The sequence below is a fragment of the Pseudomonas gingeri genome, from assembly GCF_013386165.1.
Taxonomy (GTDB): Bacteria; Pseudomonadota; Gammaproteobacteria; order Pseudomonadales; family Pseudomonadaceae; genus Aquipseudomonas; species Aquipseudomonas gingeri_C.
Window position 1 is genome coordinate 109,609 of record NZ_JACAOS010000012.1, and the last position, 24,788, is coordinate 134,396.

Annotated in this window: 27 protein-coding genes; 17 read left to right on the forward strand and 10 right to left on the reverse strand. The window is 61.2% G+C overall.

What is annotated here, in order from left to right:
• Positions 1-235: 235 nt before the first annotated feature.
• A complete protein-coding gene (locus HX866_RS11060) occupies positions 236-2,197 on the reverse strand; it encodes an oxidoreductase (RefSeq protein WP_177093583.1) in 1,962 nt (653 codons plus the stop codon).
• Between the two features lie 334 nt (positions 2,198-2,531).
• On the opposite strand from HX866_RS11060, the gene HX866_RS11065 reads away from it, so the two are divergent.
• Complete coding sequence (locus HX866_RS11065; protein WP_177123658.1) at positions 2,532-3,320, forward strand: class II aldolase/adducin family protein; 789 nt, start codon at positions 2,532-2,534, stop codon at positions 3,318-3,320.
• Positions 3,321-3,455: 135 nt separating this feature from the next.
• On the opposite strand, the gene lpdA is transcribed toward HX866_RS11065, so the two are convergent.
• Genes lpdA through HX866_RS11085 form a run of 4 tightly spaced genes read right to left on the reverse strand, consistent with a single transcriptional unit; the run spans position 3,456 to position 8,422 of the window.
• Positions 3,456-4,844 (reverse strand): dihydrolipoyl dehydrogenase, encoded by a 1,389-nt coding sequence (gene lpdA / locus HX866_RS11070; RefSeq protein WP_177093585.1) that lies wholly within the window; start codon positions 4,842-4,844, stop codon positions 3,456-3,458.
• A 2-nt stretch (positions 4,845-4,846) separates the two neighbouring features.
• Positions 4,847-6,127 carry a dihydrolipoamide acetyltransferase family protein gene (locus tag HX866_RS11075; protein WP_177105298.1) on the reverse strand — a complete coding sequence of 427 codons (1,281 nt, stop codon included), beginning with the start codon at positions 6,125-6,127 and terminating at the stop codon, positions 4,847-4,849.
• On the reverse strand, positions 6,128-7,183 hold the full coding sequence (locus tag HX866_RS11080; RefSeq protein ID WP_177093587.1) for an alpha-ketoacid dehydrogenase subunit beta: 1,056 nt from the start codon (positions 7,181-7,183) through the stop codon (positions 6,128-6,130).
• Positions 7,184-7,186: 3 nt separating this feature from the next.
• Positions 7,187-8,422: a 3-methyl-2-oxobutanoate dehydrogenase (2-methylpropanoyl-transferring) subunit alpha gene (locus HX866_RS11085; RefSeq protein ID WP_177093588.1), complete on the reverse strand. Its 1,236-nt coding sequence runs from the start codon at positions 8,420-8,422 to the stop codon at positions 7,187-7,189.
• A gap of 195 nt (positions 8,423-8,617) precedes the next feature.
• Here HX866_RS11085 and bkdR point away from each other — a divergent pair, with 195 nt between their 5' ends.
• Positions 8,618-9,106, forward strand: coding sequence for a Bkd operon transcriptional regulator BkdR (gene bkdR / locus HX866_RS11090; RefSeq protein WP_177093589.1), 489 nt, complete (start codon positions 8,618-8,620; stop codon positions 9,104-9,106).
• A 93-nt stretch (positions 9,107-9,199) separates the two neighbouring features.
• Here the strand turns inward: bkdR and csrA are convergent, their stop codons facing one another.
• The gene (csrA, locus tag HX866_RS11095; RefSeq protein ID WP_121132523.1) at positions 9,200-9,391 is read right to left on the reverse strand and encodes a carbon storage regulator CsrA; all 192 of its coding nucleotides are present in this window, start codon (positions 9,389-9,391) and stop codon (positions 9,200-9,202) included.
• Positions 9,392-9,641: 250 nt separating this feature from the next.
• Between csrA and HX866_RS11100 the strand changes: the two genes are divergently transcribed.
• A complete protein-coding gene (locus tag HX866_RS11100; RefSeq protein ID WP_371318747.1) occupies positions 9,642-10,031 on the forward strand; it encodes a hypothetical protein in 390 nt (129 codons plus the stop codon).
• A gap of 155 nt (positions 10,032-10,186) precedes the next feature.
• Here HX866_RS11100 and HX866_RS11105 read toward each other — a convergent pair whose 3' ends face one another.
• On the reverse strand, positions 10,187-10,876 hold the full coding sequence (locus HX866_RS11105; protein WP_177105299.1) for an endonuclease: 690 nt from the start codon (positions 10,874-10,876) through the stop codon (positions 10,187-10,189).
• 4 nt (positions 10,877-10,880) lie between these two features.
• Positions 10,881-11,159, reverse strand: a complete 279-nt coding sequence (locus tag HX866_RS11110; protein WP_177093591.1) for a DUF1654 domain-containing protein — start codon at positions 11,157-11,159, stop codon at positions 10,881-10,883.
• A gap of 359 nt (positions 11,160-11,518) precedes the next feature.
• On the opposite strand from HX866_RS11110, the gene HX866_RS11115 reads away from it, so the two are divergent.
• From HX866_RS11115 to HX866_RS11155, 9 genes are all read left to right on the forward strand, one after another.
• Positions 11,519-12,475 carry a sugar ABC transporter substrate-binding protein gene (locus HX866_RS11115; RefSeq protein ID WP_177093592.1) on the forward strand — a complete coding sequence of 319 codons (957 nt, stop codon included), beginning with the start codon at positions 11,519-11,521 and terminating at the stop codon, positions 12,473-12,475.
• A gap of 56 nt (positions 12,476-12,531) precedes the next feature.
• Entirely contained in the window at positions 12,532-14,085 is a 1,554-nt protein-coding gene (locus HX866_RS11120; protein ID WP_177139554.1) for a sugar ABC transporter ATP-binding protein, read from the forward strand.
• Positions 14,082-15,059 carry an ABC transporter permease gene (locus tag HX866_RS11125; RefSeq protein WP_177093594.1) on the forward strand — a complete coding sequence of 326 codons (978 nt, stop codon included), beginning with the start codon at positions 14,082-14,084 and terminating at the stop codon, positions 15,057-15,059. The genes HX866_RS11120 and HX866_RS11125 overlap by 4 nt, the downstream gene beginning before the upstream one ends.
• Before the next feature lie 3 nt (positions 15,060-15,062).
• Positions 15,063-16,082, forward strand: coding sequence for a LacI family DNA-binding transcriptional regulator (locus HX866_RS11130; RefSeq protein ID WP_177139556.1), 1,020 nt, complete (start codon positions 15,063-15,065; stop codon positions 16,080-16,082).
• Positions 16,083-16,105: 23 nt separating this feature from the next.
• Complete coding sequence (rbsK, locus tag HX866_RS11135; protein WP_177139558.1) at positions 16,106-17,026, forward strand: ribokinase; 921 nt, start codon at positions 16,106-16,108, stop codon at positions 17,024-17,026.
• Positions 17,023-17,427 carry a D-ribose pyranase gene (rbsD, locus tag HX866_RS11140; protein WP_177093597.1) on the forward strand — a complete coding sequence of 135 codons (405 nt, stop codon included), beginning with the start codon at positions 17,023-17,025 and terminating at the stop codon, positions 17,425-17,427. The genes rbsK and rbsD overlap by 4 nt, the downstream gene beginning before the upstream one ends.
• A 28-nt stretch (positions 17,428-17,455) precedes the next feature.
• Positions 17,456-18,484, forward strand: a complete 1,029-nt coding sequence (locus tag HX866_RS11145; RefSeq protein WP_177139560.1) for a nucleoside hydrolase — start codon at positions 17,456-17,458, stop codon at positions 18,482-18,484.
• A gap of 6 nt (positions 18,485-18,490) precedes the next feature.
• Complete coding sequence (locus HX866_RS11150) at positions 18,491-18,796, forward strand: hypothetical protein (protein WP_177093599.1); 306 nt, start codon at positions 18,491-18,493, stop codon at positions 18,794-18,796.
• A 171-nt stretch (positions 18,797-18,967) separates the two neighbouring features.
• Positions 18,968-19,294 (forward strand): I78 family peptidase inhibitor, encoded by a 327-nt coding sequence (locus HX866_RS11155; RefSeq protein ID WP_177105303.1) that lies wholly within the window; start codon positions 18,968-18,970, stop codon positions 19,292-19,294.
• 71 nt (positions 19,295-19,365) lie between these two features.
• On the opposite strand, the gene HX866_RS11160 is transcribed toward HX866_RS11155, so the two are convergent.
• Both HX866_RS11160 and HX866_RS11165 read right to left on the reverse strand, forming a co-directional pair.
• A complete protein-coding gene (locus HX866_RS11160; protein ID WP_003179963.1) occupies positions 19,366-19,578 on the reverse strand; it encodes a cold-shock protein in 213 nt (70 codons plus the stop codon).
• Positions 19,579-19,871: 293 nt separating this feature from the next.
• Positions 19,872-20,171 carry a hypothetical protein gene (locus tag HX866_RS11165; RefSeq protein WP_177093601.1) on the reverse strand — a complete coding sequence of 100 codons (300 nt, stop codon included), beginning with the start codon at positions 20,169-20,171 and terminating at the stop codon, positions 19,872-19,874.
• 375 nt (positions 20,172-20,546) lie between these two features.
• Between HX866_RS11165 and thrS the strand changes: the two genes are divergently transcribed.
• The 5 genes from thrS to pheS all read left to right on the forward strand — a co-directional run bounded on the left by thrS (position 20,547) and on the right by pheS (position 24,787).
• A complete protein-coding gene (gene thrS, locus HX866_RS11170; RefSeq protein WP_177105304.1) occupies positions 20,547-22,469 on the forward strand; it encodes a threonine--tRNA ligase in 1,923 nt (640 codons plus the stop codon).
• Positions 22,469-23,020, forward strand: coding sequence for a translation initiation factor IF-3 (infC, locus tag HX866_RS11175; RefSeq protein WP_177093735.1), 552 nt, complete (start codon positions 22,469-22,471; stop codon positions 23,018-23,020). Before thrS ends, infC begins: the two co-directional genes overlap by 1 nt.
• 60 nt (positions 23,021-23,080) lie before the next feature.
• Entirely contained in the window at positions 23,081-23,275 is a 195-nt protein-coding gene (gene rpmI, locus HX866_RS11180) for a 50S ribosomal protein L35 (RefSeq protein WP_002553160.1), read from the forward strand.
• 28 nt (positions 23,276-23,303) lie between these two features.
• Complete coding sequence (gene rplT, locus HX866_RS11185; RefSeq protein WP_007905879.1) at positions 23,304-23,660, forward strand: 50S ribosomal protein L20; 357 nt, start codon at positions 23,304-23,306, stop codon at positions 23,658-23,660.
• Between the two features lie 110 nt (positions 23,661-23,770).
• Entirely contained in the window at positions 23,771-24,787 is a 1,017-nt protein-coding gene (gene pheS / locus HX866_RS11190; protein WP_177093603.1) for a phenylalanine--tRNA ligase subunit alpha, read from the forward strand.
• Position 24,788: the final 1 nt, after the last annotated feature.

Below are 24,788 nucleotides of genomic sequence, written 5' to 3' on the forward strand. Positions count from 1 at the left end.
CTCCGATCCTTGAAAGCGCGGGATTATACGGCAGTTGCGGCCGGACTGTGGCGAGCCCTAATGCCAGTCATTTAAGCGAATACGGCCCCTTGTAGGAGCGAGCTTGCTCGCGATGGTCGACAACGATACCGCTGGGCATCTGATTCACCGCGCCGTCCTTGCGCCCATCGCCGGCAAGCCGGCTCCTACAGGTTCCGGGGGCAACCAAGGATTTTGTCTGCGTTGATTGGGTGAGTCAGAGCTCCCAGGCGACTTTCAGGCCTTCGTAGATCGCTTCCTCCACCGTACGCGGTGCCAGGCAATCGCCAATCCGGCGGAACTCCACCAGCCCTTGTAGCTCGTCACCCAAGGTGTCGACCGGTTGATGCCCCTGGCACAGCACCAGCGTGTCGACCTCCTCGAACAGCATCGGCTCGCCGCTGGCGGTATGTTGCAGGTACACCGTGTTGTCGTCGCACCCGTAGAGCCGGGCATACGGCGTGATGGGAATGCCCAGGCGATGCAACTCGCCCGCCAGTTGATCGCGCACATACAGCGGCAGGCTTTCCCCGCAGTGGGTGCCGTTGACCGCCAGTTGCACTTGATGCCCGGCGCGCACCAAACGCTCGGCAATCCCCGGGCCGATCCAGTCGCAACGCCAATCAACCACCACCACCGAACGCCCGATCTTCACCTCGTCACGCAACACCTGCCAGGCATCCACCACCTGCAATTCGCCAGCGCGCTCGAAAGCCGGCCAATAAGGCTCGGCACCGGTCGCGACAATCACCAGATCCGGCCGCTCGTGTTCCACCAGCGCCCGGTCGACCCGGGTATTACGTACCACCCGCACGCCGGCCAATTCCATTTCCCGTTGCAGGTTGGTGCTGGCGCCGCCGAACTCACTTCGCCTCGGCAGCAACTGCGCCAGCAACACCTGGCCCCCCAACTGCGGGGAGGCTTCGTACAACGTCACCTCATGCCCACGCTGCGCCGCCACGGCCGCCGCCTTCATTCCCGCCGGGCCACCGCCGACCACCATCACCCGCTTGCGCAGCGTGGTGGCGATCAACTCCCCGTACTGCAACTCGCGCCCGGTTTCCGGGTGCTGGATGCAGCTGATCGGCAGGCCTTTGTGGAAGTGCCCGATACAAGCCTGGTTGCAGGCAATACAGGCGCGAATATCCTCGCTGTGCCCGCTGTCGGTCTTGTTCGGCATCTGCGGGTCGCAGATCAGCGCCCGAGTCATGCCACAGACATCGGCCTGGCCACGGGAGAGAATCAGTTCCGCTTCCTGGGGCTGGTTGATCCGCCCGGTGACGAACAACGGAATCGACAGGCTGGCCTTGAAAGTACCGGCCTCCTTGGCCAGGTACGCGGCTTCGATGGCCATGGGCGGGACGATATGCACGGCGCCGCCGAGGGACGCGGAAGTCCCCGCGACGATATGCACGTAGTCCAGTTCACCTTGCAGTTGCACCACGGCGGCCAGGGATTCGTCCTCGGTCAGGCCTTCGGCATCGCGCTCGTCGGCGGAAATTCGCAGGCCGATGATGAATTGCTCGTCGGTGGCCGCGCGGACGGCGGCGATCACTTCCCGCAAGAAACGCAGGCGCTGCGCCAGTTCGCCGTTGTAGCCATCGGTGCGTCGATTGACCCGCGGATTGATGAATTGCGCCGGCAGGTAACCGTGACTGGCGACCACTTCCACGCCGTCGATTCCCGCCTGGTACAAGCGCCGTGCCGCTGCCGCGTAGCCGCCGACGATCTCGTCGATCATTGCCTGGTCCAGCGCCCGCGGCATGACCCGGAAGCGCTCGTTGGGCACGCCTGACGCCGAGTAGGCGACCGCCAGCAGGCCGTCGCTGGACTCCATGATTTCCCGGCCCGGATGGAAGATCTGCGACAGCACCAGGGTGCCATGGGCATGACAGGTTTCGGCCAGCCGCCGATAGCCGTCGATGCAGGCATCGTCGGTGGCCATCAACACATGGGAGGTGTAGCGCGCACTGTCGTGAACCCCCGCCACCTGCAACACGATCAAGCCGACACCGCCCTCGGCGCGAGCCCGGTGATAGGCGATCAGCTGTTCGTTGACCCGATTATCGGTGGGCATGGAGGTGTCGTGCCCGCTGGACATGATGCGGTTCTTCAGGCGCTTGCCACGGATCTGCAACGGTTCGAACAGATGGCGAAAGGCAGGTGGCGACGTCGACATGGCAAGGCTCCAGGCGGCCCGGGATAAGGGGCGGGCGGTTGTTATTATTTAACCATGAAAATTTACCTTTAGTAAAAAATCAACTTGTTTTTTTACTTTACCTTGGGTTAGCTTCGAATGGCGCCTGATGCCAGGGCGTACCTCATACAACAAAAAAATGGATCATCCGACGCTTGGGCGCGCTGTCGATGAACGTGGCGTTCTGGGTCGATCACGGCGAAGAACTCGAAGAACGTTTCAATGCCTGGGCAAGCAAGTAAAGTAGGGGCTGCCGGACGCCTTGGCGCGTACCGGCGGCCTGATTCGAACCATCCTGCCTGAGGGAGTGACCCGCTTGAACGACCTTCTGCACACCGCTGCTGCACCAGCGGCTATCGAGCGTCAACTGCGCGAGCAGTTGGCGGCCTGTTATCGGTTGATTGCGCACTTTCGCATGACCGACCTGATCTTCACCCATATCTCCCTGCGCTTGCCGGGGCCGGATCATCATTTCCTGATCAACCCCTATGGGCTGATGTTCGAGGAAATCACCGCGTCGAACCTGGTGAAGATCGGTCTCGATGGCCGGGCGGTAGAGGAAACACCCTACCTGGTGAATCCAGCCGGGTTTGTGATTCACAGCGCGATCCATGGCGCTCGGGAAGATGCGCACTGTGTGCTGCACACCCACACCAAAGCCGGTTGTGCGGTGGCGGCGCTTGAATGCGGCTTGTTGCCGGTGAACCAGATTTCCATGCAGTTCTACGGGCAGACGGCTTACCACGACTACGAGGGCGTGGCGCTGGATCTCGAAGAGCAGGCACGGCTGGTTCACGACCTGGGGGACAAGCAGGTGATGTTGCTGCGTAACCATGGCTTGCTGAGCGTCGGCGAGACCGTGGGCGAAGCCTTCCTGCGCATGTACTACCTGGAGAAGGCCTGCGAGATCCAGGTAACGGCCCAGTCCTGCGGCCAGACGTTGGTGTTGCCGCCCCATGAGGTGTGCGCTCACACCGAGCGCCAGTTCAATGAACCGACCAAACCGGCGAAGGAAGGGCAGTTGACCGACCCGGATGCCCTGGGCCTGGCCTGGGCGGCGATGTTGCGCTTGTTGGAGCGGGTGGCGCCGGATTATCGGGATTGATCGGGTTTGTGTGGCGTTCCTGAGAACGCCATCGTCAGCAAGCCGGCTCCCACGGATTTGTGTTTCAGCACAAAAATGACGTCGGGCCCAGGCTTCTGTAGGAGCCGGCTTGCTGGCGATCAGCGGCAACGCGGTCTAGAGGTGCAACGCATGCCCCAATGCCCGCAGCGCCGCTTCCTGCACCGCTTCACCCAAGGTCGGATGGGCATGGATGGTCCCGGCGATATCTTCCAGGCAGGCGCCCATTTCCAGGGACTGCCCGAACGCCGCCGCCAGTTCCGAAACCCCAGCCCCCACCGCCTGCCAGCCGACAATCAGATGATTGTCACGCCGCGCCACCACCCGCACGAAACCGCTTTTCGATTCCAGGGTCATGGCCCGTCCGTTGGCCGCAAACGGGAAGCTCGACACCAGGCAATCCAGCCCGGCCGCCTTGGCTTCATCCGGTGTCTTACCCACCACCACCAACTCCGGATCGGTGAAGCACACCGCCGCAATCGCTGTCGGGTTGAATTCACGATGCTGGCCGGCCACCAGTTCCGCGACCATCTCACCCTGGGCCATGGCCCGGTGTGCCAACATCGGTTCGCCAGTCAGGTCGCCGATGGCCCAGACATTGCGCATGCTGGTCTGGCACCGGTTGTCGATCTTGATCGCCGCGCCATTCATCTCCAACGCCAGGGCTTCCAGGTTCCAGCCCTGGGTCCGCGGTTTGCGCCCCACGGCCACCAACACCTGGTCACTCACCAGCTTGAGGATGCCACCCTGGGGATCGCGTACTTGCAGGGTGTTCGACGCCGCATCGAAACCTTCGACGCTGTGCCCCAGGTGCACGGTGATACCCAGAGCCTTGATCGACTCGGCCACCGGCTGGGTCAGTTCACGGTCATAGGTCGGCAGAATCTGCTCGCGAGCCTCGACCACGGTCACTTCGGCCCCCAGCTTGCGGTAGGCAATCCCCAGCTCCAGGCCGATATAACCGGCGCCGACCACGGTCAGGCGCTTGGGAATCGACGTCGGCGCGAGGGCTTCGGTGGACGAAATAACGGCCCCGCCGAGGGGCAGCATCGGCAGGTTCACGGTCTGCGAACCGCTGGCCAGCAGCAGGTGTTCGCACTGGATGCGCAGGCCGTCGACTTCCACATGCTTGCCGTCGATGACCTTGGCCCAGCCATGGATCACCTTCACGCCATTCTTCTTCAGCAGTGCCGCGACGCCAGTGGTCAGGCGGTCGACGATGCCGTTCTTCCACTCGACGCTCTTGCCGATATCCAGGGTCGGCGCCGACACCTTGATGCCCAGGGGAGAAGTGTCGCCACTGTAGCCCTGGGTGGTATGGAACTGCTCGGCCACATGGATCAGCGCCTTGGACGGAATGCAGCCGACGTTCAGGCAGGTGCCGCCCAGCGCCTGGCCTTCCACCAACACGGTGGGAATGCCCAGTTGGCCGGCACGAATCGCCGCGACATAACCGCCAGGGCCGCCGCCGATGATCAACAGGGTGGTGTTTTGGGTCTGTTGCATGATCACTCCACAAACAGGCTGGCGGGTTGTTCGAGCAAGCCGCGAATGGCCTGGATGAATTGGGCCGCGTCCATGCCGTCGACCACGCGGTGATCGAAGGAGCTGGACAGGTTCATCATCTTGCGGATGACGATCTGGCCTTTGATGACCATGGGCCGCTCGACAATGCGGTTGACCCCGACAATGGCCACTTCCGGCAGGTTCAGCACCGGCGTGCTGACAATCCCGCCCAGTGCCCCGAGGCTGGTCAAGGTGATGGTCGAGCCGGACATTTCCTCACGGCTGGCCTTGCCACTGCGGGCGGCCTGGGCCAAACGGTTGATCTCGTCGGAAGTGCCCCACAGGTTGAGGCTCTCGGCGTGACGCACCACCGGCACCATCAGGCCGCCGTCGGTCTGCGCGGCGACACCGACATGCACCGCGCCATGGCGGGTGATGACCTGGGCATCGTCGTCGTAACGCACGTTGATCTGCGGGAAATCCCGCAGGGCCACGACCATCGCCCGCACCAGGAATGGCAGCAGGGTCAGCTTGCCGCGGCTGTCGCCGTACTTGTGGTTCAGGTGCACCCGCAGCTCTTCGAGGGCGGTGACGTCCACTTCCTCGACATAGCTGAAATGCGCGGCGCGACGCTTGGCGTCCTGCATACGCTGGGCGATCTTGCGGCGTAGGCCGATCACCGGAATCTGCTGCTCGTCGGTGCGCTTGGCATAGCTGGCAACAGCCGGTGCCGGTTGCTCGGACTGGGCCAGATAAGCGTCGAGGTCGTCGTGCAGAATACGTCCCGCCGGGCCGCTGCCGTGGACAAAACGCAATTCGATACCGGCATCCCAGGCGCGCTTGCGCACGGCCGGGGAGGCCAGCGGACGCTCATCGGCGGCACGGGCCACGGGGGCTGGGCGGGCAGTCGCGGAGGTGGTCGAAGCAGGTTTGGCAACGGGTTGGCTCGGTGCTTCGGCTTTCACGACCGGCTTTTCCACGACCGCGGCAGGTGCCGCTTTCGGCGCCGGCGCTTGCGTGCCTTCGCGCAGGTTACCGGCGCCTTCCACTTCAATGCTGATCAGCACGCTGCCGACCGCCATGACTTCACCGGGCACGCCGCCGAGGGCAATCACCTTGCCGTGAACCGGCGAGGGAATATCGACCATGGCCTTGTCGGTCATCACGTCCGCCAGCACCTGGTCTTCGACCACCAGGTCACCGACCTGCACGTGCCACTGCGACAATTCGACTTCTGCGATGCCTTCGCCAATGTCCGGCATCTTGATGATATGAGTACCCATTCAGACCTCCATGACCCGTTTCAAGGCCGCACCGACGCGCACTGGCCCTGGGAAATAAGCCCATTCCTGTGCGTGGGGGTAGGGCGTGTCCCAGCCGGTGACGCGCTCGATCGGCGCTTCCAGGTAGTGGAAGCAGTGTTCCTGGACCAGGGCGATCAGCTCGGCACCGAAGCCGCAGGTGCGGGTGGCTTCGTGGACGACGACACAACGACGGGTTTTCTTCACGGAATTGACGATGGTTTCCAGGTCCAGCGGCCAGAGGCTGCGCAGGTCGATGACTTCGGCATCGACCCCGGTTTCCTCGGCGGCGGCCTGGGCCACATAGACGGTGGTGCCGTAGGTGAGGATGGTCACTTCGCTACCGGGACGGACGATGGCGGCGCAGTCCAGCGGCACGGTGTAGTAACCCTCGGGCACGGCGCTGGCCGGGTGCTTGGACCACGGCGTTACCGGACGTTCGTGGTGGCCGTCGAACGGGCCGTTGTACAGGCGCTTGGGTTCGAGGAAGATCACCGGGTCATCGTTCTCGATGGCGGCGATCAGCAGGCCCTTGGCGTCGTAGGGGTTGGATGGCATCACCGTGCGCAGGCCGCAGACCTGGGTGAACATCGCCTCCGGGCTCTGGCTGTGGGTCTGGCCGCCGTAGATGCCGCCGCCGCAAGGCATGCGCAGGGTCATCGGCGCGATGAACTCACCGGCCGAGCGATAGCGCAGGCGGGCGGCTTCCGAGACGATCTGGTCGGAGGCGGGGTAGAAGTAGTCGGCGAACTGGATTTCCGCCACCGGGCGCAGGCCGTAGGCGCCCATGCCGACGGCGACGCCGACGATGCCGCTTTCCGAGATCGGTGCGTCAAACACCCGCGAGGTCCCGTACTTGCCCTGCAGGCCTTCGGTGCAACGGAACACGCCGCCGAAATAACCCACGTCCTGGCCGAACACCACCACGTTGTCGTCGCGCTCGAGCATCACATCCATGGCCGAGCGCAGGGCCTGGATCATGGTCATGGTGCTGGTGGCCACGGCGTTCTCCGTTTGCAGTTTGCTGTGATCGTTCATGGCTTATAACCCCAATTCCTGACGCTGCCGACGCAAGTGCTCGGGCATGTCCTTGTAGACGTCCTCGAAGATGGTCGCGGCGCTGGGCATCTGCCCGCCGGCCAGGGTGCCGAAGCGTTCGGCTTCCTTCTGCGCGGCGATGATCTCGGCTTCCAGCTCGGCGCTGACGGCAGCGTGTTCCTCTTCCGACCATTGGCCGATGGCGATCAGGTGCTGCTTGAGGCGCATGATCGGGTCGCCCAAAGGGAAGTGGCTCCAGTCGTCGGCGGGGCGGTACTTGGAGGGATCATCGGAGGTGGAATGCGGGCCGGCACGGTAGGTGACCCACTCGATCAGGGTCGGCCCGAGGTTGCGCCGGGCCCGTTCGGCGGCCCAGGCGGAGGCCGCGTAAACGGCGATGAAGTCGTTGCCGTCGACCCGCAGTGAGGCGATGCCGCAGCCCACGCCGCGCCCGGCGAAGGTGGTTTGCTCGCCGCCGGCGATGGCCTGGAAGGTCGAGATCGCCCACTGGTTGTTGACCACGTTGAGGATCACCGGGGCGCGGTAGACGTGGGCGAAGGTCAGGGCGGTGTGGAAGTCCGACTCGGCGGTGGCGCCGTCGCCGATCCAGGCGGAAGCGATTTTGGTGTCACCCTTGATCGCCGAGGCCATGCCCCAGCCGACGGCCTGGACGAACTGGGTGGCGAGGTTGCCGGAAATGCTGAAGAAGCCGTAGTCGCGCACCGAGTACATGATCGGCAGTTGTCGGCCCTTGAGCGGATCGCGCTCGTTGGACAGCAGTTGGCAGATCATGTCCACCAACGGCACCTCCCGGGTCATCAGGATGCTCTGCTGGCGGTAGGTCGGAAAGCACATGTCGTCGAGGTTCAGGGCCAGGGCCTGGGCGCTGCCGATGGCTTCCTCGCCGAGGCTCTGCATGTAGAACGACATCTTTTTCTGACGCTGGGCAACCACCATGCGTGTATCGAAGAGGCGGGTCTTGAGCATGGCGCGCATGCCCTGGCGCAGGATCGCCACCGGCACGCCTTCGGCCCAGGGGCCAAGGGCCTGGCCCTGGTCGTCGAGCACACGAATCAGGCCTTTGGCCAAGTCAGCGGTGTCGGCGGGTTCTACGTCGATCGGGGGTTTGCGAACCTGGCCGGCATCGGTCAGGCGCAGGTAACTGAAGTCGGTCTTGCAACCGGGACGGCCTGAGGGTTCAGGAACGTGCAGGCGCAGCGGTTCGTACGCTGGGGTCATGGCTTTCTACGCTCTATCTTGTGAATTTCTTGTAGTGGGCGCGCGAGCTGGCAATCATTCCCTGGGTAAGGGAAATCTTGTCCTACAACAATCATAGGCCGGACGAAGGAGAATATTTCTCTCTGTTTCATTGCGCTCAAGACGATTTGCAGATAAAAAATCTGCATAACCATAAAAAGCAGGTGCTTTTATCTCATGCGCAAACTGGATCGCACTGACATCGGGATTCTCAACAGCCTTCAGGAGAATGCCCGCATCACCAACGCCGACCTCGCCCGTTCGGTCAACCTGTCGCCGACGCCGTGTTTCAACCGGGTCAAGGCCATGGAGGAACTGGGGCTGATTCGCGAGCAGGTGACCTTGCTCGATCCGGAATTGCTCGGGCTGCACGTCAATGTGTTTATCCATGTCAGCCTGGAAAAACAGGTGGAGGAGGCGTTGCAGCATTTCGAGGCGGCGATTGCCGATCGGCCGGAGGTGATGGAGTGTTACCTGATGGCCGGGGACCCGGACTATCTGATCCGCGTGCTGGTGCCGACGATCCAGTCGTTGGAGCGGTTCATGATGGATTTTCTGACCAAGGTGCCGGGGGTGGCGAACATCCGCTCCAGTTTTGCCCTCAAGCAGGTGCGCTACAAGACGGCGCTGCCGTTGCCGGCGGGCGGTCTGACCTTGGGCAGTTGAGAACTTCGGGGGCGTGGAACAAGTAGCGAGGAGAGGGGGGAGCTTTCGTCAGCCGCGGCCTGCAATGGCAGGGCTGACGAGGGAGCAGGCTTGTTACTTTGGTTCTTTGTCACCTGCCGTCAAGCCGGCTTGGATGCGCTGGTATATCTCTTCACGATGCACGGCTACGTCCTTCGGGGCATTGATGCCTATCCGGACTTGCTGGCCGCTAACGCCCAGAATCGTGATCGTGATGTCGTCACCGATGTTGATGCTTTCACCGACTTTGCGGGTGAGTATCAGCATGTCTTTCTCCTTGAATGTTACTAAGGTGCCTTTCTCAGGCATTCCTGGCTTAGGTCTTACACACAGAATACCGCTAAGTGCATCCGAACGGGTGGTTCATTACAGACGTCATTTCATTCTATTTAATTCCCCAGAGTCGGAAAATCGTCGGTAATTCAGCCTGATAAGACCGCCACAGCCAGTGGAACGAGGTTAAGACAGGCTGCAAGGTGATAAAATCACATTAACTGATCATTACGGGAGACGCTTTGTGCGCAGAATAGCAGTGATGATGGCACTCGTGGTGCTGGGTGGTTGCGGGGATGGCTCGGGAAACAAGGTCGAACCGGCAAAAGTGGTGGCGGTTGCGCCGGCGGTAGTGGCAGTGGCGCCGGTGACCGGCTGGGATCTGTTGATCAAGGATGACAAGACCAAGGCGCTCACTGACTGGACCGCCTGGCTGATCGAGCATGGTTATCCGTTCAAGATCCTCGATAACGGCCAGGTCGTTGCCGGGCCGTTCGCGACGAAAGCCATTGCCGAGGATAAAAAGGCCCAGCTGGCGGACAAGCAGAACATGGACTCCGAGGTGGTGGAGCACAAGGCGCCTGGACAGAGCGCTTCGGTGCAAAATACCGACGCGCCCGCCACGGGCTATTGAACCTGTAGGAGCGAGCTTGCTCGCGATGGACGTCAACGATAACGCGAGGTATCTGATACCAAGCGGTGACTGGACTACCATCGCGAGCAAGCTCGCTCCTACAAGGGGTGTTTCAGCGCAAGGTGTCGGTGTCTCCACCAAGGGGCATCGAGCCTCTAACCACAGGCCTTGAGGTTCACCGGCCCGACGAATGCGTTGCCGTGTCCCATGACACAGGCGACGCTCTGGTTGCGCTGGCGTTCCCAGGCCTGGACCGGGTAGGTCTTGTTCCACGCCTCATACAGCTGACGATCCTGCCTCGACAGACGCAGGCCGTACTGCTTGCTCATGTAGAAATAGGTACGCGCGATCATCCCGCGGATGGACGGGCGGGGCATGACCTTCTTGGCCTTGAAATCAACCTGGGTCAGGCAGGAACCGTATTGGCCCTTCTGCACCGGCAACCAGCCGAAGCTGAAATTATTACGATCGCCGTTGACCTCACCGATGCTCGGCACCAGGTTGTGCAGGTCGGCCTCGGCCTTTTTGTACGCCGCATCCTTCTGGCTGCAGTTCTTGCGCCCGCCCTGTTGCCAGCACTGGCGCTGATGGCCGATCTGCCAGGCCGGCACAATGTGTTCCCACTCGATGCGTTCGGCGCGCTTGGCATTCTTGCGCGGCACATACCCGCAGGCTGCGAGGTCAACCCGGTTGCCGTTGTACTTGCAGCCGCAATAGAACTCGGTGGACTGTCGGGCGTAGAGCTTCCAGGCGACTTTCTTGGCTTCGGCGAAGGTGCGGGGCGCATCGGCCTGGGCCGGCAAAACGTAGAACAAACAGAGCAAGGCGATAAAGCGGACAATCATTGATTCAGTCTTCCTTCGGCACAACCCAGAAAATGTGCACGCCACCGTCATCGCGGTAGGCCAGCGTGACGTTGTCGTTCTCGGCGATTTCTTCGAGCAGTTGCTCCCACTCGTCCACCGGTTCGTCCGGCAGGCGAAAGAGCAGGGCGGCCTTGGCTTTTTGGGCGTTCGGCGAGTTGATGATTTTCTGGACGCGCAGGCCCATGCGTTCGTAGGTGCTGGGGGTTGCGGAGGCGGAAGTTGAGTTGGCCACGGAACAATCCTTAATTAGCTGTACGTGCATACAGTATTTAACTGTAAGCCATTTCGCAACTGTCAGGGAATGATGAGCTGCTTCTGACAGCGACTTTTGCGATTTGGTGCCCATCAAGGAGGAAAATTATTAGGCTTTACAGTGAGATGCGCAGTATGGCGAGGGAGGGTGGGGGCGGCAGCCAGAGAAATCCTCGCCCCACCTCGCTCAGGACGCCTTGATGGTCAGACCGACGACTATGCTGTGACAGACCGTTGACAAATCCTCGCAAGGTTCGCATAGTTGGATTACGCAAACGTTTGCGCGAACCGTTTCCAGGGCTGTGCACACGCATTTCCCGTCACGCTCCTGGCGTTGCTCACAACAATCATAAGATCCGGAGTAAACCCATGAAGTTGCCATTCGCTGGACGCCTCCTTGCTGTCGCCGTACTTGCTGCCGCTTCTGCCGCCCTGCCACTGTCCCAGGCCTTTGCCGCTGATGACGCCAAGCCCAAAGTCGGCCTGGTGATGAAATCCCTCGCCAACGAGTTCTTCCGCACCATGGAAGACGGCGCCAAGGACTACCAGAAAACCCACAGTGCCGATTTCGACCTGATCTCCAACGGAATCAAGAACGAAACCGACACCACCGCGCAGATCGACATCGTCAACCAGATGATCGTCTCCAAGGTCAACGCCATCGTGATCGCCCCGGCCGACTCCAAGGCCATGGTCTCGGTGATCAAGAAAGCCAAGGATGCCGGGATCACCGTCATCAACATCGACAACCAACTCGACGCCGGCGTGCTGAAAAGCAAAGGCATCGAAGTGCCGTTCGTGGGCCCTGACAACCGCAAGGGCGCGCGCCTGGTCGGCGAGTACCTGGCCAAGCAGCTGAAAGCGGGTGACGAGGTCGGCATCATCGAAGGGGTGTCCACCACCACCAACGCCCAGATGCGCACCGCCGGTTTCACCGATGCCATGAAGGCCGCGGACATGAAGATCGTCTCCGTGCAGTCCGGCGATTGGGAAATCGACAAGGGCAACGCGGTGGCTTCGGCGATGCTCAACGAATACCCGAACCTGAAGGCGCTGCTGGCCGGTAACGACAGCATGGCCCTGGGCGCCGTCTCCGCCGTGCGTTCGGCGGGCAAGGCCGGCAAGGTGCAAGTGGTCGGCTATGACAATATCAACGCCATCAAGCCGATGCTCCAGGACGGTCGTGTGCTCGCCACCGCCGACCAGTTCGCGGCCCGCCAGGCGGTGTTCGGCATCGAAACCGCACTGAAAATCATCAAGGGCGAAAAAGTCGACAGCAAGGACGGCGTGATCGAAACCCCAGTCGAGCTGGTACTCAAGAAGTAATCCACTCGCCGTTCAACGTGCCCGCTCGTCCTGAGCGGGCGCATGGAGACTCTCCTATGTCATCTCCCGCTCCGAACGCTGTCCTGTCGGTCAGCGGTATCGGCAAGACCTATGCGCAACCTGTCCTCAGCAACATCGACCTGACGTTGCTGCGCGGCGAAGTGTTGGCGCTGACGGGTGAAAACGGTGCCGGCAAAAGTACGCTGTCGAAGATCATCGGCGGGTTGGTCACACCGACCACCGGGCAGATGCTGTTCAACGGCCGCGCTTATACACCGGGCAGTCGGACCCAGGCTGAAGAGCTGGGGATCCGCATGGTCATGCAGGAACTCAATTTGCTGCCGACCTTGTCCGTGGCGGAAAACCTGTTTCTCGACAACCTGCCCAGCCACGGTGGCTGGATCAGCCGCAAGCAATTGCGCAGCGCCGCCATCGAAGCCATGGCTCAGGTCGGCCTCGATGCCATCGACCCGGACACCCTGGTCGGCGAACTCGGCATCGGCCACCAGCAGATGGTGGAAATCGCCCGCAACCTGATCGGCGATTGCCATGTGCTGATTCTCGATGAGCCGACCGCGATGCTCACGGCCCGTGAAGTCGAAATGCTTTTCGACCAGATCACCCGCCTGCAAGCCCGTGGCGTGTCGATCATCTATATCTCCCACCGGCTTGAAGAACTGGCCCGGGTGGCCCAGCGCATCGCGGTATTACGCGACGGCAACCTGGTCTGCGTCGAGCCGATGGCCAACTACAACAGCGAGCAATTGGTCAACCTGATGGTCGGTCGCGAGCTGGGCGAACACATGGACATGGGCGTGCGCAAGATTGGCGCGCCGGCCCTGACCGTCAACGGCCTGAGCCGTTCGGACAAGGTGCTCGACGTTTCGTTTGAAGTGCGTGCTGGTGAGATCTTCGGGATTTCCGGCCTGATCGGCGCCGGCCGCACCGAGCTGTTGCGCCTGATCTACGGCGCGGATATCGCCGACGGCGGCACGGTGGCCCTCGGCTCGCCGGCCAAGGTCGCGGACATTCGCTCGCCGGTCGATGCGGTGCGGCATGGCATCGCCCTGATCACGGAAGACCGCAAGGGCGAGGGGCTGCTGCTGACGCAATCCATCAGCGCCAATATCGCCCTGGGCAATATGCCGGCGATTTCCAGCGGTGGCGTGGTCAACGGACGTGACGAGTCGGCGCTGGCACGGCGTCAGATCGATGCCATGCGGATTCGCAGTTCCAGTCCCGATCAACTGGTGTCCGAGCTGTCCGGCGGCAACCAGCAGAAAGTGGTGATCGGCCGCTGGCTGGAGCGCGATTGTGCGGTGCTGCTATTCGATGAACCGACTCGAGGGATCGACGTCGGCGCCAAGTTCGATATCTATGCCTTGCTGGGTGAACTGACCCGCCAGGGCAAGGCCCTGGTGGTGGTGTCCAGCGACCTGCGCGAGCTGATGCTGATCTGCGACCGCATCGGCGTGCTCTCGGCCGGACGCCTGATCGAGACCTTCGAGCGTGATAGCTGGACCCAGGATGAGTTGCTTGCCGCCGCATTCGCCGGCTACCAAAAACGTGATGCGTTGCTCAACGAAGCGGCGCCCAGGAATACCCTATGAAAACTGCACCTTCTGCCGGCAAGACCTCGCGTCACTTCTATGGCCTGGGCACCTACCTGGGGCTGGCGGGCGCATTGCTCGCCATGATCATCCTGTTTTCCAGCCTGAGCAGTCATTTCCTGTCCTATGACACCTTCAGCACCCTGGCCAACCAGATTCCCGACCTGATGGTGCTGGCGGTGGGCATGACCTTCGTGCTGATCATCGGCGGCATCGACCTGTCGGTGGGTTCGGTCCTGGCCCTGGCGGCTTCGGCGGTCAGCGTGGCGATCCTCGGCTGGGGCTGGGGCGTGTTGCCGGCCTCGGTGCTGGGCATGGGCTGCGCGGCGCTGGCCGGCACCGTGACCGGTTCGATCACCGTGGCCTGGCGCATTCCGTCGTTCATTGTGTCCCTGGGTGTGCTGGAAATGGCCCGGGGCCTGGCGTACCAGATGACCGGCTCGCGCACTGCCTATATCGGCGACTCGTTTGCCTGGCTGTCGAACCCGGTGGCCTTTGGTATTTCGCCGTCGTTCATCATCGCCTTGCTGGTGATCATTGTGGCCCAACTGGTGCTGACACGGACCGTGTTCGGCCGTTACCTGATCGGCATCGGCACCAACGAGGAAGCGGTGCGCCTGGCGGGGATCAATCCCAAGCCTTACAAAATCCTGGTGTTCAGCCTGATGGGCCTGCTGGCCGGCGTTGCGGCGCTGTTCCAGATCTCGCGCTTGGAAGCGGCGGACCCGAACGCCGGTTCCGGCCTGGAGCTGCAAGTGATCGCTGCTGTGGTGATCGGCGGCACCAGTTTGATGGGCGGTCGCGGCTCGGTGATCAGCACCTTCTTTGGCGTCCTGATCATCTCCGTGCTGGCGGCGGGGCTGGCGCAGATCGGCGCCACCGAACCGACCAAGCGCATCATCACCGGTGCGGTGATCGTGATCGCGGTGGTGCTCGATACCTACCGCAGTCAACGCGCCCGTCGGCGGACCTGAGGCATGGCAACCATCAAGGATGTGGCCGCGTTGGCGGGGATCTCGTACACCACGGTGTCCCATGTGCTGAACAAGACGCGCCCGGTCAGCGAGCAGGTACGGCTCAAGGTCGAGGCGGCGATCACCGAACTCGACTATGTGCCCAGCGCCGTGGCGCGTTCGTTGAAGGCCAAGACCACCGCGACCATCGGCCTGCTGGTGCCCAATAGCTTGAACCCCTACTTCGCCGAGTTGGCGCGGGGGATCGAGGATTACTGCGAGCGCAATAACTACTGCGTGATCCTCTGCAACTCCGACGATGACCCGGACAAGCAGCGCAGCTACCTGCGGGTGCTGCTGGAGAAACGGGTCGACGGCCTTATCGTCACGTCCACGGGCGGCGACGACGGTTTTGCCAGCGGCTTGGCGGCGGTGCGTACGCCCATGGTCATTGTCGACCGGGGCATTGCCGGGGTCGAAGCCGACCTGGTGCGCATCGATCACGAAGAGGGCGCCTACCTGGCGACCCGGCACTTGCTGGAGCTGGGGCATCGGGCGATTGCCTTTATCGGCGGCCCGGCCGACACCAGCGTGGCGCAGATGCGTCTGGCCGGTTATCGACGGGCCCTGGAGCAGGCGGCGGTGCAGGTGCCCGAGCGTTGGGTGGTGGAAAGCGATTTCACCAGCACCGGCGGTTATCAGGCGGCGGCGCGGCTGCTGGAGCGGGAGCGGCCCAGCGCGATCTTCGCCGGTAACGACCTGCTCGGCATCGGCGTATTGCGCGCGGCGGCGGAACGTAATATCCGCGTGCCCAGTGAGCTGTCGGTGATCGGCTTCGACGATATCCAGATGAGCCGTTATGTCTACCCGGCGTTGACCACGGTCGGCCAGTCGATTCTCCAGTTGGGAGAAACCGCGGCCGAAATGCTTTTGAACCGAATCGCCACGCCACTGCTGGCGGTTGACCGGCGGATCGTGACACCCAGTATTGTCCTGCGCGAATCGACGGCCCCGGTGCCGGGCGTATTTGCGCAATACCGCTGAATCGAATTGATGGGTACTGATGTATGCAAGCAAAAGTAGTGGTGGTGGGCAGCCTCAACATGGACCTGGTCACCCGCGCCGAGCGCCTGCCGCGGGCGGGGGAGACCCTGGTGGGCCAGTCGTTCGCCACGGTGTCTGGCGGCAAGGGCGCGAATCAGGCCGTGGCGGCCGCGCGTCTGGGTGCCTCGGTGTCGATGATCGGCTGCGTGGGTGACGATGCCTACGGTCCGCAACTGCGCGATGCGCTGCTGGCCGAAGGAATCGATTGCCAGGCCGTCACCGTGGCGCCGGGCGTGTCCAGCGGCGTCGCGCTGATCGTCGTCGATGACAACAGCCAGAACGCCATTGTGATCGTTGCCGGCGGCAACGGCTGTCTCTCTCCTGAGGTACTCAAGGGTTTTGATGCCGTGCTCCAGGAGGCGGACGTGATCATCTGCCAGCTGGAAGTGCCGATGGACACCGTCGGCTATACGCTCAAGCGTGGGCGTGAACTGGGCAAGACGGTGATCCTCAATCCGGCGCCGGCCAGCGCGCCACTGCCGGCCGACTGGTACGCGTCGATCGACTACCTGATTCCCAATGAAAGCGAAGCTTCGGCCCTGAGCGGCCTGCCGGTGGATTCCCTGGCGAGTGCCGAGGCGGCCGCGACCCGGCTGATGGCCGCAGGGGCAGGGAAGGTGATTGTCACCCTCGGTGCCCAGGGTTCGTTGTTTGCCGACGGCCAGGGTTTTACGCATTTCCCCGCGCCCAAGGTCAAGGCCCTCGACACCACGGCGGCCGGCGACACCTTTGTCGGCGGTTTCGCGGCGGCGCTGGCCCAAGGGCAAAGCGAGGCCGAGGCCATTCGTTTCGGCCAGATCGCGGCGGCACTGTCGGTGACCCGCTCCGGTGCCCAGCCGTCCATTCCCCACTTGTCCGACGTACAGGGTTTCAAATCGCCATGAAAAAGACACCACTGCTCAATATTGCCCTGTCGCGCCTGATCGCGTCCCTCGGCCACGGCGACATGCTGGTGATCGGCGACGCCGGCCTGCCGGTGCCGCCGGGCGTGGAACTGATCGACCTGGCCCTGACCCACGGGATTCCCGACTTCGTCAGCACCTTGCGCACGGTCCTCAGCGAAATGCAGGTGGAGAGCCATGTGCTGGCCGAGGAAATCCTGCTCAAGCGTCCACCGGCCCTGGAACACCTCGACGCGCTGAACGCCGAAGGCGCCATGGGGCAACGCCAGTTGCTCAGCCATGAAGAATTCAAAGTGCTCAACCGCAAGGCCAAGGCTGTCGTGCGCACCGGCGAATGCCAGCCTTACTGCAACGTCGTGCTGGTGGCCGGCGTTACGTTCTAACTGTTCTTTCTCGCACAAGGAGTGCGCTATGCAACGCTATGCTCAGATCTTGCAACGCTGGTTTCGGAGTCTGCTGATTTTGTCCTTCCTCACGGCTACAGGCGCCCAGGCGGCGGAAAAGATCGACCTGATCATCGACACCGACCCGGGGGCCGACGACGTGGTGGCGCTGCTGTTCGCCCTGGCCTCGCCGGAGGAACTGCATATCCGTGCGCTGACCACCGTGGCCGGCAACGTGCGCCTGGACAAGACCTCACGTAATGCCCGCCTGGCCCGCGAGTGGGCCGGGCGCGAAGACGTGCCGGTCTACGCGGGTGCACCGAAACCGTTGTTGCGCACACCGATCTATGCCGAGAATATCCACGGCAAGGAAGGCATCTCCGGGGTCGCCGTGCATGAACCCAAGGCGCCCCTGGCCAAGGGCAATGCGGTCAACTACCTGATCGAGACCCTGCGGGCGGCCAAGCCCCATAGCATTACCATTGCCATGCTCGGGCCACAGACCAACCTGGCGCTGGCCTTGATCCAGGACCCCGAGATCACCCAGGGCATCAAGGAAGTGGTGGTCATGGGCGGTGCGCACTTCAACGGCGGCAATATCACCCCGGTCGCCGAGTTCAACCTGTTCGCCGACCCCCAGGCCGCCGAAGTGGTGCTCAAGAGTGGTGTCAAGCTGACCTACCTGCCCCTGGACGTGACCCACAAGATCCTCACCAGCGACGAGCGCCTGAAGAAGATCGCGGCACTGAACAACAACGCCAGCAAGGTGGTCAGTGATATCCTCAACGAATACGTCAAGGGCGACATGGAACACTATGGTATTCCTGGCGGCCCGGTACACGACGCCACCGTCATCGCCTACCTGCTCAAACCCGAGCTGTTCAGCGGGCGTCAGGTCAACATGGTGATCGACAGCCGTGAAGGCCCGACCTTCGGCCAGACCATCGTCGACTGGTACGATGGCCTGAAGCAGCCCAAGAATGTGTTCTGGGTCGAGAACGGCGATGCCCAAGACTTTTTCAACTTGCTGACAGAGCGTCTGGCACGCCTTAAGTGATATTCAATGCAGATCGATCTGAACAACCCTGACAACCTGACCCAGGACGCCGTGCGCCAGATGCTCGCGGCGGCCAGCGATGAGGAGCATACCCAACTGCGCGTGACGCGCTCGGGTCTGGCCTACATTTCCTCGGGGGTGGTCGGCGGCGCGCAGATCGACGGCCTGCTGTTCCGCCTGGAGACCTGGGCGGCGGGCTCCGGCTACGTCGGCAAGGTCGCGGCCGCCGACGAAGTCTGGGTCATGCAGGTGTTCAATGCCTTGAAGCAGAACTGGCCCAATCCACCTTTCGACTACATCGACATTTACTGAACGAAATCACTCGTTCATATTCAGTCACGATTCCCCGCAGAAGTCGTCCGACAGGTCAGGCAGACTCGTCGGCGGCGGCTGTCGGAATCGGATGATCTGCTGCCTTGCGTGCAACCAATGGCGCAAATCGCGGTCGCACGCACTCTACTTATTTTATTTGAAGGAGGCTTCATGCCTTGGAAGCTTGCATCCCTGGGGACGTTGTTCGCCCTGTCGGTACTGGCGGGTTGCTCCACCCCAGAGTCATCCGCGGCTAAAGAGCCGGCCAAGGACTCGGGCGCCCAGACCACCTACGATCGTTGCGAAGCCAAAGGCGCCGATTTCACCATCGGTCAGACGGCCACGGCCGCACTGCTGCAGCAAGCCCGCACCCGTAGCGGCGCGCAGAGCGCTCGGGTCCTCGGTCCTAACGACATGGTGACCCTGGAGTACCGTTCCGACCGTCTGAACCTCAACACCGACAGCAGCGGCAAAATCATTCGCGCCAACTGCGGTTAAGGCTGTCGGGCTTTTGTTGCGCCCATAAAAAACCCCGTCGCATGGACGGGGTTTTTTCAGTTCGCGGAAACTTACTCCGGACGAACCTGTGCAGCTTGCATACCCTTTTGGCCTTTCTCAGCCACGAAGGAAACGGTCTGGCCCTCTTTCAGGCTTTTGAAACCGTCGCTTTCGATAGCTTTGAAGTGTACGAACAGGTCGTCACCGCCACCTTGAGGAGTGATGAAGCCGAAGCCTTTTTCATCGTTGAACCATTTTACGGTGCCGGTTTGGCGATTAGACATGGTGTATCTCCAAGAAACATATATTTTCAGTAGTGCTGTGCTGCTCAGGCCAACTGGGCACACTGGCCTATCATAGTCGAAATGTTCGACTTGGGAGCCCCCCCCAGCAGCGGATTGCCAATCAGTTGCGCTTTCTTTAGCCGTTTTATTGGCTGGAGGCCCCGGTTTTAAAGGCTTTCACTAGAAACGACAGCCCCTAAAAAAACCCATAAAAGCTGCGTAAATATTGATAAAAGTCACGTTTTCGAGCCGTTTTCACCCCGCTTGGGACCTGAAAGGCCCGTGGTTGCGGGTTACTTCTGCACCTTGCAGACGGCGATTTCCTGCAAGGCGCGGGACTGCAACTGAGCCGGCGCGGGTGCCTTGGGGTTCATCAGTTGGGCGATTTCCTGGGTGGTGAACTTCGTCTCCAGGACTTTGGCGCCGCACTCGCAGTGCTGTTTGGCGACGGTCGGGTTGACGCTCTGGCTGGCCGCGCCAACACAGTCTTTCATGTAGCTGTTTTTGGCGCCGGCCGGCCAGGCGGCCTGTGCGCTCAGTGGCAGCAGCAGGGCGAGGGGGGCGGCAAAGGCGAAAAGGTGGATCAGGCGCATGTTCGGGTACTCCTTGGAGACGGCTGGATACGGTGCTGCATTCTGAATCTTTGAGGGTGAGAGCCGGGGGCAAGTTCACCCCCGACACAAAACGCCCGCGACTTTAGCAGTTTGTGAACGAGGCGATGACCGTTCATCTGTGCTAGCATCCCAGACTTGGTTATTTTCGGTATTGCAGGCGTGTCTCATGCTCGATACCGAGCCATCAACCCTTTTTTTGAACTCCAGTCACTCTGGTTCGTTTCCGGTTGGCCTTACGGCTCCTGCCACTGTGCGGCAGGCGTTTTTCATAAACGGCTGGACGAATCGCGTACTGGCTGCTCATCCCAACCCACGTGACCTTTGGTAGGGGTCACCACTAGGAGAGGAGGCGCCATGCCCACTATTACTCTTCCCGACGGCAGTCAACGTTCGTTCGACCATCCGGTTTCCGTAGCCGAAGTCGCCGCTTCCATTGGTGCTGGCCTCGCCAAAGCCACCGTGGCCGGCAAGGTCAACGGCCATCTGGTCGACGCCTGCGACCTGATCGACAGCGACGTCAGCCTGCAAATCATCACGCCCAAGGACCAAGAGGGGCTGGAGATCATTCGCCACTCTTGCGCACACCTGGTTGGCCACGCGGTCAAACAGCTGTACCCGACGGCGAAGATGGTCATCGGTCCGGTTATCGACGAAGGTTTTTATTACGATATCGCCTACGAGCGTCCGTTCACCCCGGACGACCTGGCCGCGATCGAGCAGCGCATGCAACTGCTGATCGAAAAAGACTACGACGTGATCAAGAAGGTCACGCCGCGCGCCGAAGTGATCGACGTGTTCACCCAGCGCGGCGAAGACTACAAGCTGCGCCTGGTCGAGGACATGCCGAACGAACAGGCCATGGGTCTGTACTATCACGAAGAATACGTCGACATGTGCCGTGGTCCGCACGTGCCGAACACCCGCTTCCTGAAGTCGTTCAAACTGACCAAGCTGTCCGGCGCCTACTGGCGCGGCGATGCCAAGAACGAACAACTGCAGCGCGTCTACGGCACCGCATGGGCTGACAAGAAGCAACTGGCCGCCTACGTCCTGCGCATTGAAGAAGCGGAAAAACGCGACCATCGCAAGATCGGCAAGCGCCTGGGCCTGTTCCACACCCAGGAAGAAGCGCCGGGCATGGTGTTCTGGCACCCGAATGGCTGGACCCTGTATCAGGTGCTCGAGCAGTACATGCGCAAAGTGCAGCGTGACAACGGCTACCTGGAGATCAAGACCCCGCAAGTGGTCGACCGCTCCCTGTGGGAAAAGTCCGGGCACTGGGCCAACTACGCCGAAAACATGTTCACCACCGAGTCGGAAAGCCGCGACTACGCCATCAAGCCGATGAACTGCCCGTGCCACGTGCAGGTGTTCAACCAGGGCCTGAAGAGCTACCGCGAGCTGCCGATGCGCCTGGCCGAGTTCGGTGCCTGCCACCGCAACGAGCCATCGGGTGCACTGCACGGCATCATGCGCGTGCGGGCTTTCACCCAGGACGACGCCCACATCTTCTGCACCGAAGAGCAGATGCAGGCTGAATCCGCGGCGTTCATCAAGCTGACCATGGCTGTCTACGCCGACTTCGGCTTCAAAGACATCGAAATGAAGCTGTCCACCCGCCCTGAAAAGCGCGTGGGTTCCGACGAGCTGTGGGATCGCGCCGAAAGCGCACTGGCTGCCGCGCTCGACAGCGCCGGCCTGCCGTATGACCTGCAGCCGGGCGAGGGCGCCTTCTACGGTCCGAAAATCGAGTTTTCGCTCAAGGACTGTCTCGGTCGTGTGTGGCAGTGTGGTACCCTGCAGCTCGATTTCAATCTGCCGATCCGTCTGGGCGCCGAATACGTGTCCGAAGACAACAGCCGCAAGCATCCGGTGATGTTGCACCGGGCGATCCTGGGTTCCTTCGAGCGTTTCGTCGGAATTCTGATCGAGCACTACGAGGGTGCATTCCCTGCGTGGCTGGCGCCGACCCAGGCCGTGATCATGAATATCACGGACAAGCAGGCTGATTTCGCCCTCGAAGTCGAAAAAACTCTGGCCGAAAGCGGATTTCGTGCCAAGTCCGACTTGAGAAATGAAAAGATCGGCTTTAAAATCCGCGAGCATACTTTGCTCAAGGTTCCCTATCTTTTGGTTATCGGAGATCGGGAAGTCGAGATGCAGACTGTCGCTGTGCGTACTCGTGAAGGTGCTGACCTGGGCTCGATGCCCGTCGCCCAGTTCGCCGAGTTCCTCGCGCAAGCGGTTTCCCGGCGTGGTCGCCCAGATTCGGAGTAATTACTATTAAGCGTGAAATGAGACAAGATAAACGAGCTGCACCGAAGGCCCCGATCAACGAGAATATCTCGGCACGCGAGGTTCGGTTAATTGGCGCTGATGGCGAGCAGATTGGCATCGTCTCGATTGATGAAGCGCTTCGGATTGCCGAAGAGTCCAAGCTGGATCTGGTGGAGATCTCCGCCGATGCAGTACCGCCCGTCTGTCGGGTGATGGACTACGGCAAGTCGATTTTCGAAAAGAAAAAGCAAGTTGCTGCTGCGAAGAAAAACCAGAAGCAAGTGCAGGTTAAAGAAATCAAGTTTCGTCCAGGGACGGAGGAAGGGGATTACCAGGTAAAACTGCGCAACCTGGTACGTTTCCTGAGTGATGGGGACAGGGCCAAGGTATCCTTGCGATTCCGCGGCCGTGAGATGGCCCACCAGGAGCTGGGGATGGAACTCCTCAAGCGGGTTGAAGGTGACCTGCTCGAGTACGGTTCGGTCGAACAGCATCCTAAGATGGAAGGACGCCAGCTGATCATGGTCATCGCCCCGAAAAAGAAGAAGTAATCAACAGGGCACGGCAGGCCTTCTGATTATGTTTATCAACTGAATGCGGAGTATCCGAACATGCCAAAAATGAAGACCAAAAGTGGTGCTGCTAAGCGGTTTCTGAAAACTGCTAACGGTATCAAGCACAAGCACGCTTTCAAGAGCCACATCCTGACCAAAATGTCGACCAAGCGTAAGCGTCAACTGCGCGGTAGCAGCTTGCTGCATCCGTCTGACGTGGCAAAAGTCGAGCGCATGCTGCGCCTTCGTTAATTTTAGTCAAGAATAGAGGAAGTAACTCATGGCTCGTGTAAAGCGTGGCGTCATTGCCCGTAAGCGTCACAAAAAGATTCTGAAACTTGCAAAAGGCTACTACGGCGCTCGCTCGCGCGTATTCCGTGTTGCCAAGCAAGCGGTCATCAAGGCAGGCCAATACGCCTACCGCGACCGTCGTCAGAAAAAACGTCAGTTCCGCGCTCTGTGGATCGCTCGTATCAACGCTGGTGCGCGTATCAACGGTCTGTCCTACAGCCGTTTCATCGCTGGCCTGAAAAAAGCGTCGATCGAGATCGACCGTAAGGTTCTGGCTGATCTGGCTGTGAACGAAAAAGCTGCGTTTGCTGCGATTGTCGAGAAAGCTAAAGCCACCTTGGCTTAAGTACCCCCCGACAATCACCAGGCCTTGCCTCTGTAAGGCCCGGTGTTAAACGTCATAAATAGGGGAAGAGCCTTTAAGCTCTTCCCCTATTTCGTATCTGGAGTCTGTACATGGAAAACCTGGACGCGCTGGTCTCTCAAGCTCTCGAGGCTGTGCAAAGCGCTGAAGATATCAATGCCCTGGAGCAAATCCGGGTTCACTACCTTGGCAAAAAAGGTGAATTGACTCAGGTGATGAAGACCCTGGGGAATTTGCCGGCCGAAGAGCGTCCGCAAGTCGGCGCGCTGATCAACGTTGCCAAGGAGCGTGTCACAGAGGTTCTCAATGCGCGCAAGGCGTTGTTCGAGGAGGCCGATCTTGCGGCCAAGCTCGCCGCCGAATCCATTGACGTGACCCTGCCTGGCCGCGGCCAGACCTCTGGTGGTCTGCATCCGGTTACCCGGACTCTGGAACGTATCGAGCAGTTCTTCACCCACATCGGCTACGGCATTGCCGAAGGCCCTGAGGTCGAAGACGACTATCACAACTTCGAAGCGCTCAACATCCCAGGCCATCACCCGGCCCGGTCGATGCATGACACCTTCTATTTCAACGCGAACATGCTGTTGCGCACCCATACCTCGCCGGTACAGGTCCGCACCATGGAATCGAAACGACCGCCGATCCGCATCGTCTGCCCAGGCCGTGTGTACCGTAGCGACTCGGATATCACCCACTCGCCGATGTTCCACCAGGTCGAAGGCCTGCTGGTTGATCGCGACATCAATTTTGCCGACCTGAAAGGCACCATCGAAGAATTCCTGCGGGTGTTCTTCGAGAAGGAACTGGCGGTGCGTTTCCGTCCGTCCTACTTCCCGTTCACCGAGCCGTCCGCTGAAGTCGACATGGAATGCGTGATGTGCAGCGGTAAAGGCTGCCGCGTCTGCAAGCAGACCGGCTGGCTGGAAGTCATGGGCTGCGGCATGGTTCACCCCAACGTGCTGCGTATGTCCGGGATCGACCCGGAAGAGTTCCAGGGTTTTGCCTTCGGCATGGGCGTCGAGCGCCTGGCGATGCTGCGTTACGGCGTGAATGACTTGCGCCTGTTCTTCGACAACGACTTGCGGTTCCTCGCGCAATTTCGCTAGG

What these genes read in the sequence shown, in the direction of transcription:
- HX866_RS11060 (WP_177093583.1), bottom strand. Translation starts at nt 2,197, where the DNA reads ATGTCGACGTCGCCACCTGCCTTTCGCCATCTGTTCGAACCGTTGCAG.
- lpdA (WP_177093585.1), bottom strand. Translation starts at nt 4,844, where the DNA reads ATGCAACAGACCCAAAACACCACCCTGTTGATCATCGGCGGCGGCCCT.
- HX866_RS11075 (WP_177105298.1), bottom strand. Translation starts at nt 6,127, where the DNA reads ATGGGTACTCATATCATCAAGATGCCGGACATTGGCGAAGGCATCGCA.
- HX866_RS11080 (WP_177093587.1), bottom strand. Translation starts at nt 7,183, where the DNA reads ATGAACGATCACAGCAAACTGCAAACGGAGAACGCCGTGGCCACCAGC.
- HX866_RS11085 (WP_177093588.1), bottom strand. Translation starts at nt 8,422, where the DNA reads ATGACCCCAGCGTACGAACCGCTGCGCCTGCACGTTCCTGAACCCTCA.
- bkdR (WP_177093589.1), top strand. Translation starts at nt 8,618, where the DNA reads ATGCGCAAACTGGATCGCACTGACATCGGGATTCTCAACAGCCTTCAG.
- csrA (WP_121132523.1), bottom strand. Translation starts at nt 9,391, where the DNA reads ATGCTGATACTCACCCGCAAAGTCGGTGAAAGCATCAACATCGGTGAC.
- HX866_RS11105 (WP_177105299.1), bottom strand. Translation starts at nt 10,876, where the DNA reads ATGATTGTCCGCTTTATCGCCTTGCTCTGTTTGTTCTACGTTTTGCCG.
- HX866_RS11110 (WP_177093591.1), bottom strand. Translation starts at nt 11,159, where the DNA reads ATGCACGTACAGCTAATTAAGGATTGTTCCGTGGCCAACTCAACTTCC.
- HX866_RS11115 (WP_177093592.1), top strand. Translation starts at nt 11,519, where the DNA reads ATGAAGTTGCCATTCGCTGGACGCCTCCTTGCTGTCGCCGTACTTGCT.
- HX866_RS11120 (WP_177139554.1), top strand. Translation starts at nt 12,532, where the DNA reads ATGTCATCTCCCGCTCCGAACGCTGTCCTGTCGGTCAGCGGTATCGGC.
- HX866_RS11125 (WP_177093594.1), top strand. Translation starts at nt 14,082, where the DNA reads ATGAAAACTGCACCTTCTGCCGGCAAGACCTCGCGTCACTTCTATGGC.
- HX866_RS11130 (WP_177139556.1), top strand. Translation starts at nt 15,063, where the DNA reads ATGGCAACCATCAAGGATGTGGCCGCGTTGGCGGGGATCTCGTACACC.
- rbsK (WP_177139558.1), top strand. Translation starts at nt 16,106, where the DNA reads ATGCAAGCAAAAGTAGTGGTGGTGGGCAGCCTCAACATGGACCTGGTC.
- rbsD (WP_177093597.1), top strand. Translation starts at nt 17,023, where the DNA reads ATGAAAAAGACACCACTGCTCAATATTGCCCTGTCGCGCCTGATCGCG.
- HX866_RS11145 (WP_177139560.1), top strand. Translation starts at nt 17,456, where the DNA reads ATGCAACGCTATGCTCAGATCTTGCAACGCTGGTTTCGGAGTCTGCTG.
- HX866_RS11150 (WP_177093599.1), top strand. Translation starts at nt 18,491, where the DNA reads ATGCAGATCGATCTGAACAACCCTGACAACCTGACCCAGGACGCCGTG.
- HX866_RS11155 (WP_177105303.1), top strand. Translation starts at nt 18,968, where the DNA reads ATGCCTTGGAAGCTTGCATCCCTGGGGACGTTGTTCGCCCTGTCGGTA.
- HX866_RS11160 (WP_003179963.1), bottom strand. Translation starts at nt 19,578, where the DNA reads ATGTCTAATCGCCAAACCGGCACCGTAAAATGGTTCAACGATGAAAAA.
- HX866_RS11165 (WP_177093601.1), bottom strand. Translation starts at nt 20,171, where the DNA reads ATGCGCCTGATCCACCTTTTCGCCTTTGCCGCCCCCCTCGCCCTGCTG.
- thrS (WP_177105304.1), top strand. Translation starts at nt 20,547, where the DNA reads ATGCCCACTATTACTCTTCCCGACGGCAGTCAACGTTCGTTCGACCAT.
- rpmI (WP_002553160.1), top strand. Translation starts at nt 23,081, where the DNA reads ATGCCAAAAATGAAGACCAAAAGTGGTGCTGCTAAGCGGTTTCTGAAA.
- rplT (WP_007905879.1), top strand. Translation starts at nt 23,304, where the DNA reads ATGGCTCGTGTAAAGCGTGGCGTCATTGCCCGTAAGCGTCACAAAAAG.
- pheS (WP_177093603.1), top strand. Translation starts at nt 23,771, where the DNA reads ATGGAAAACCTGGACGCGCTGGTCTCTCAAGCTCTCGAGGCTGTGCAA.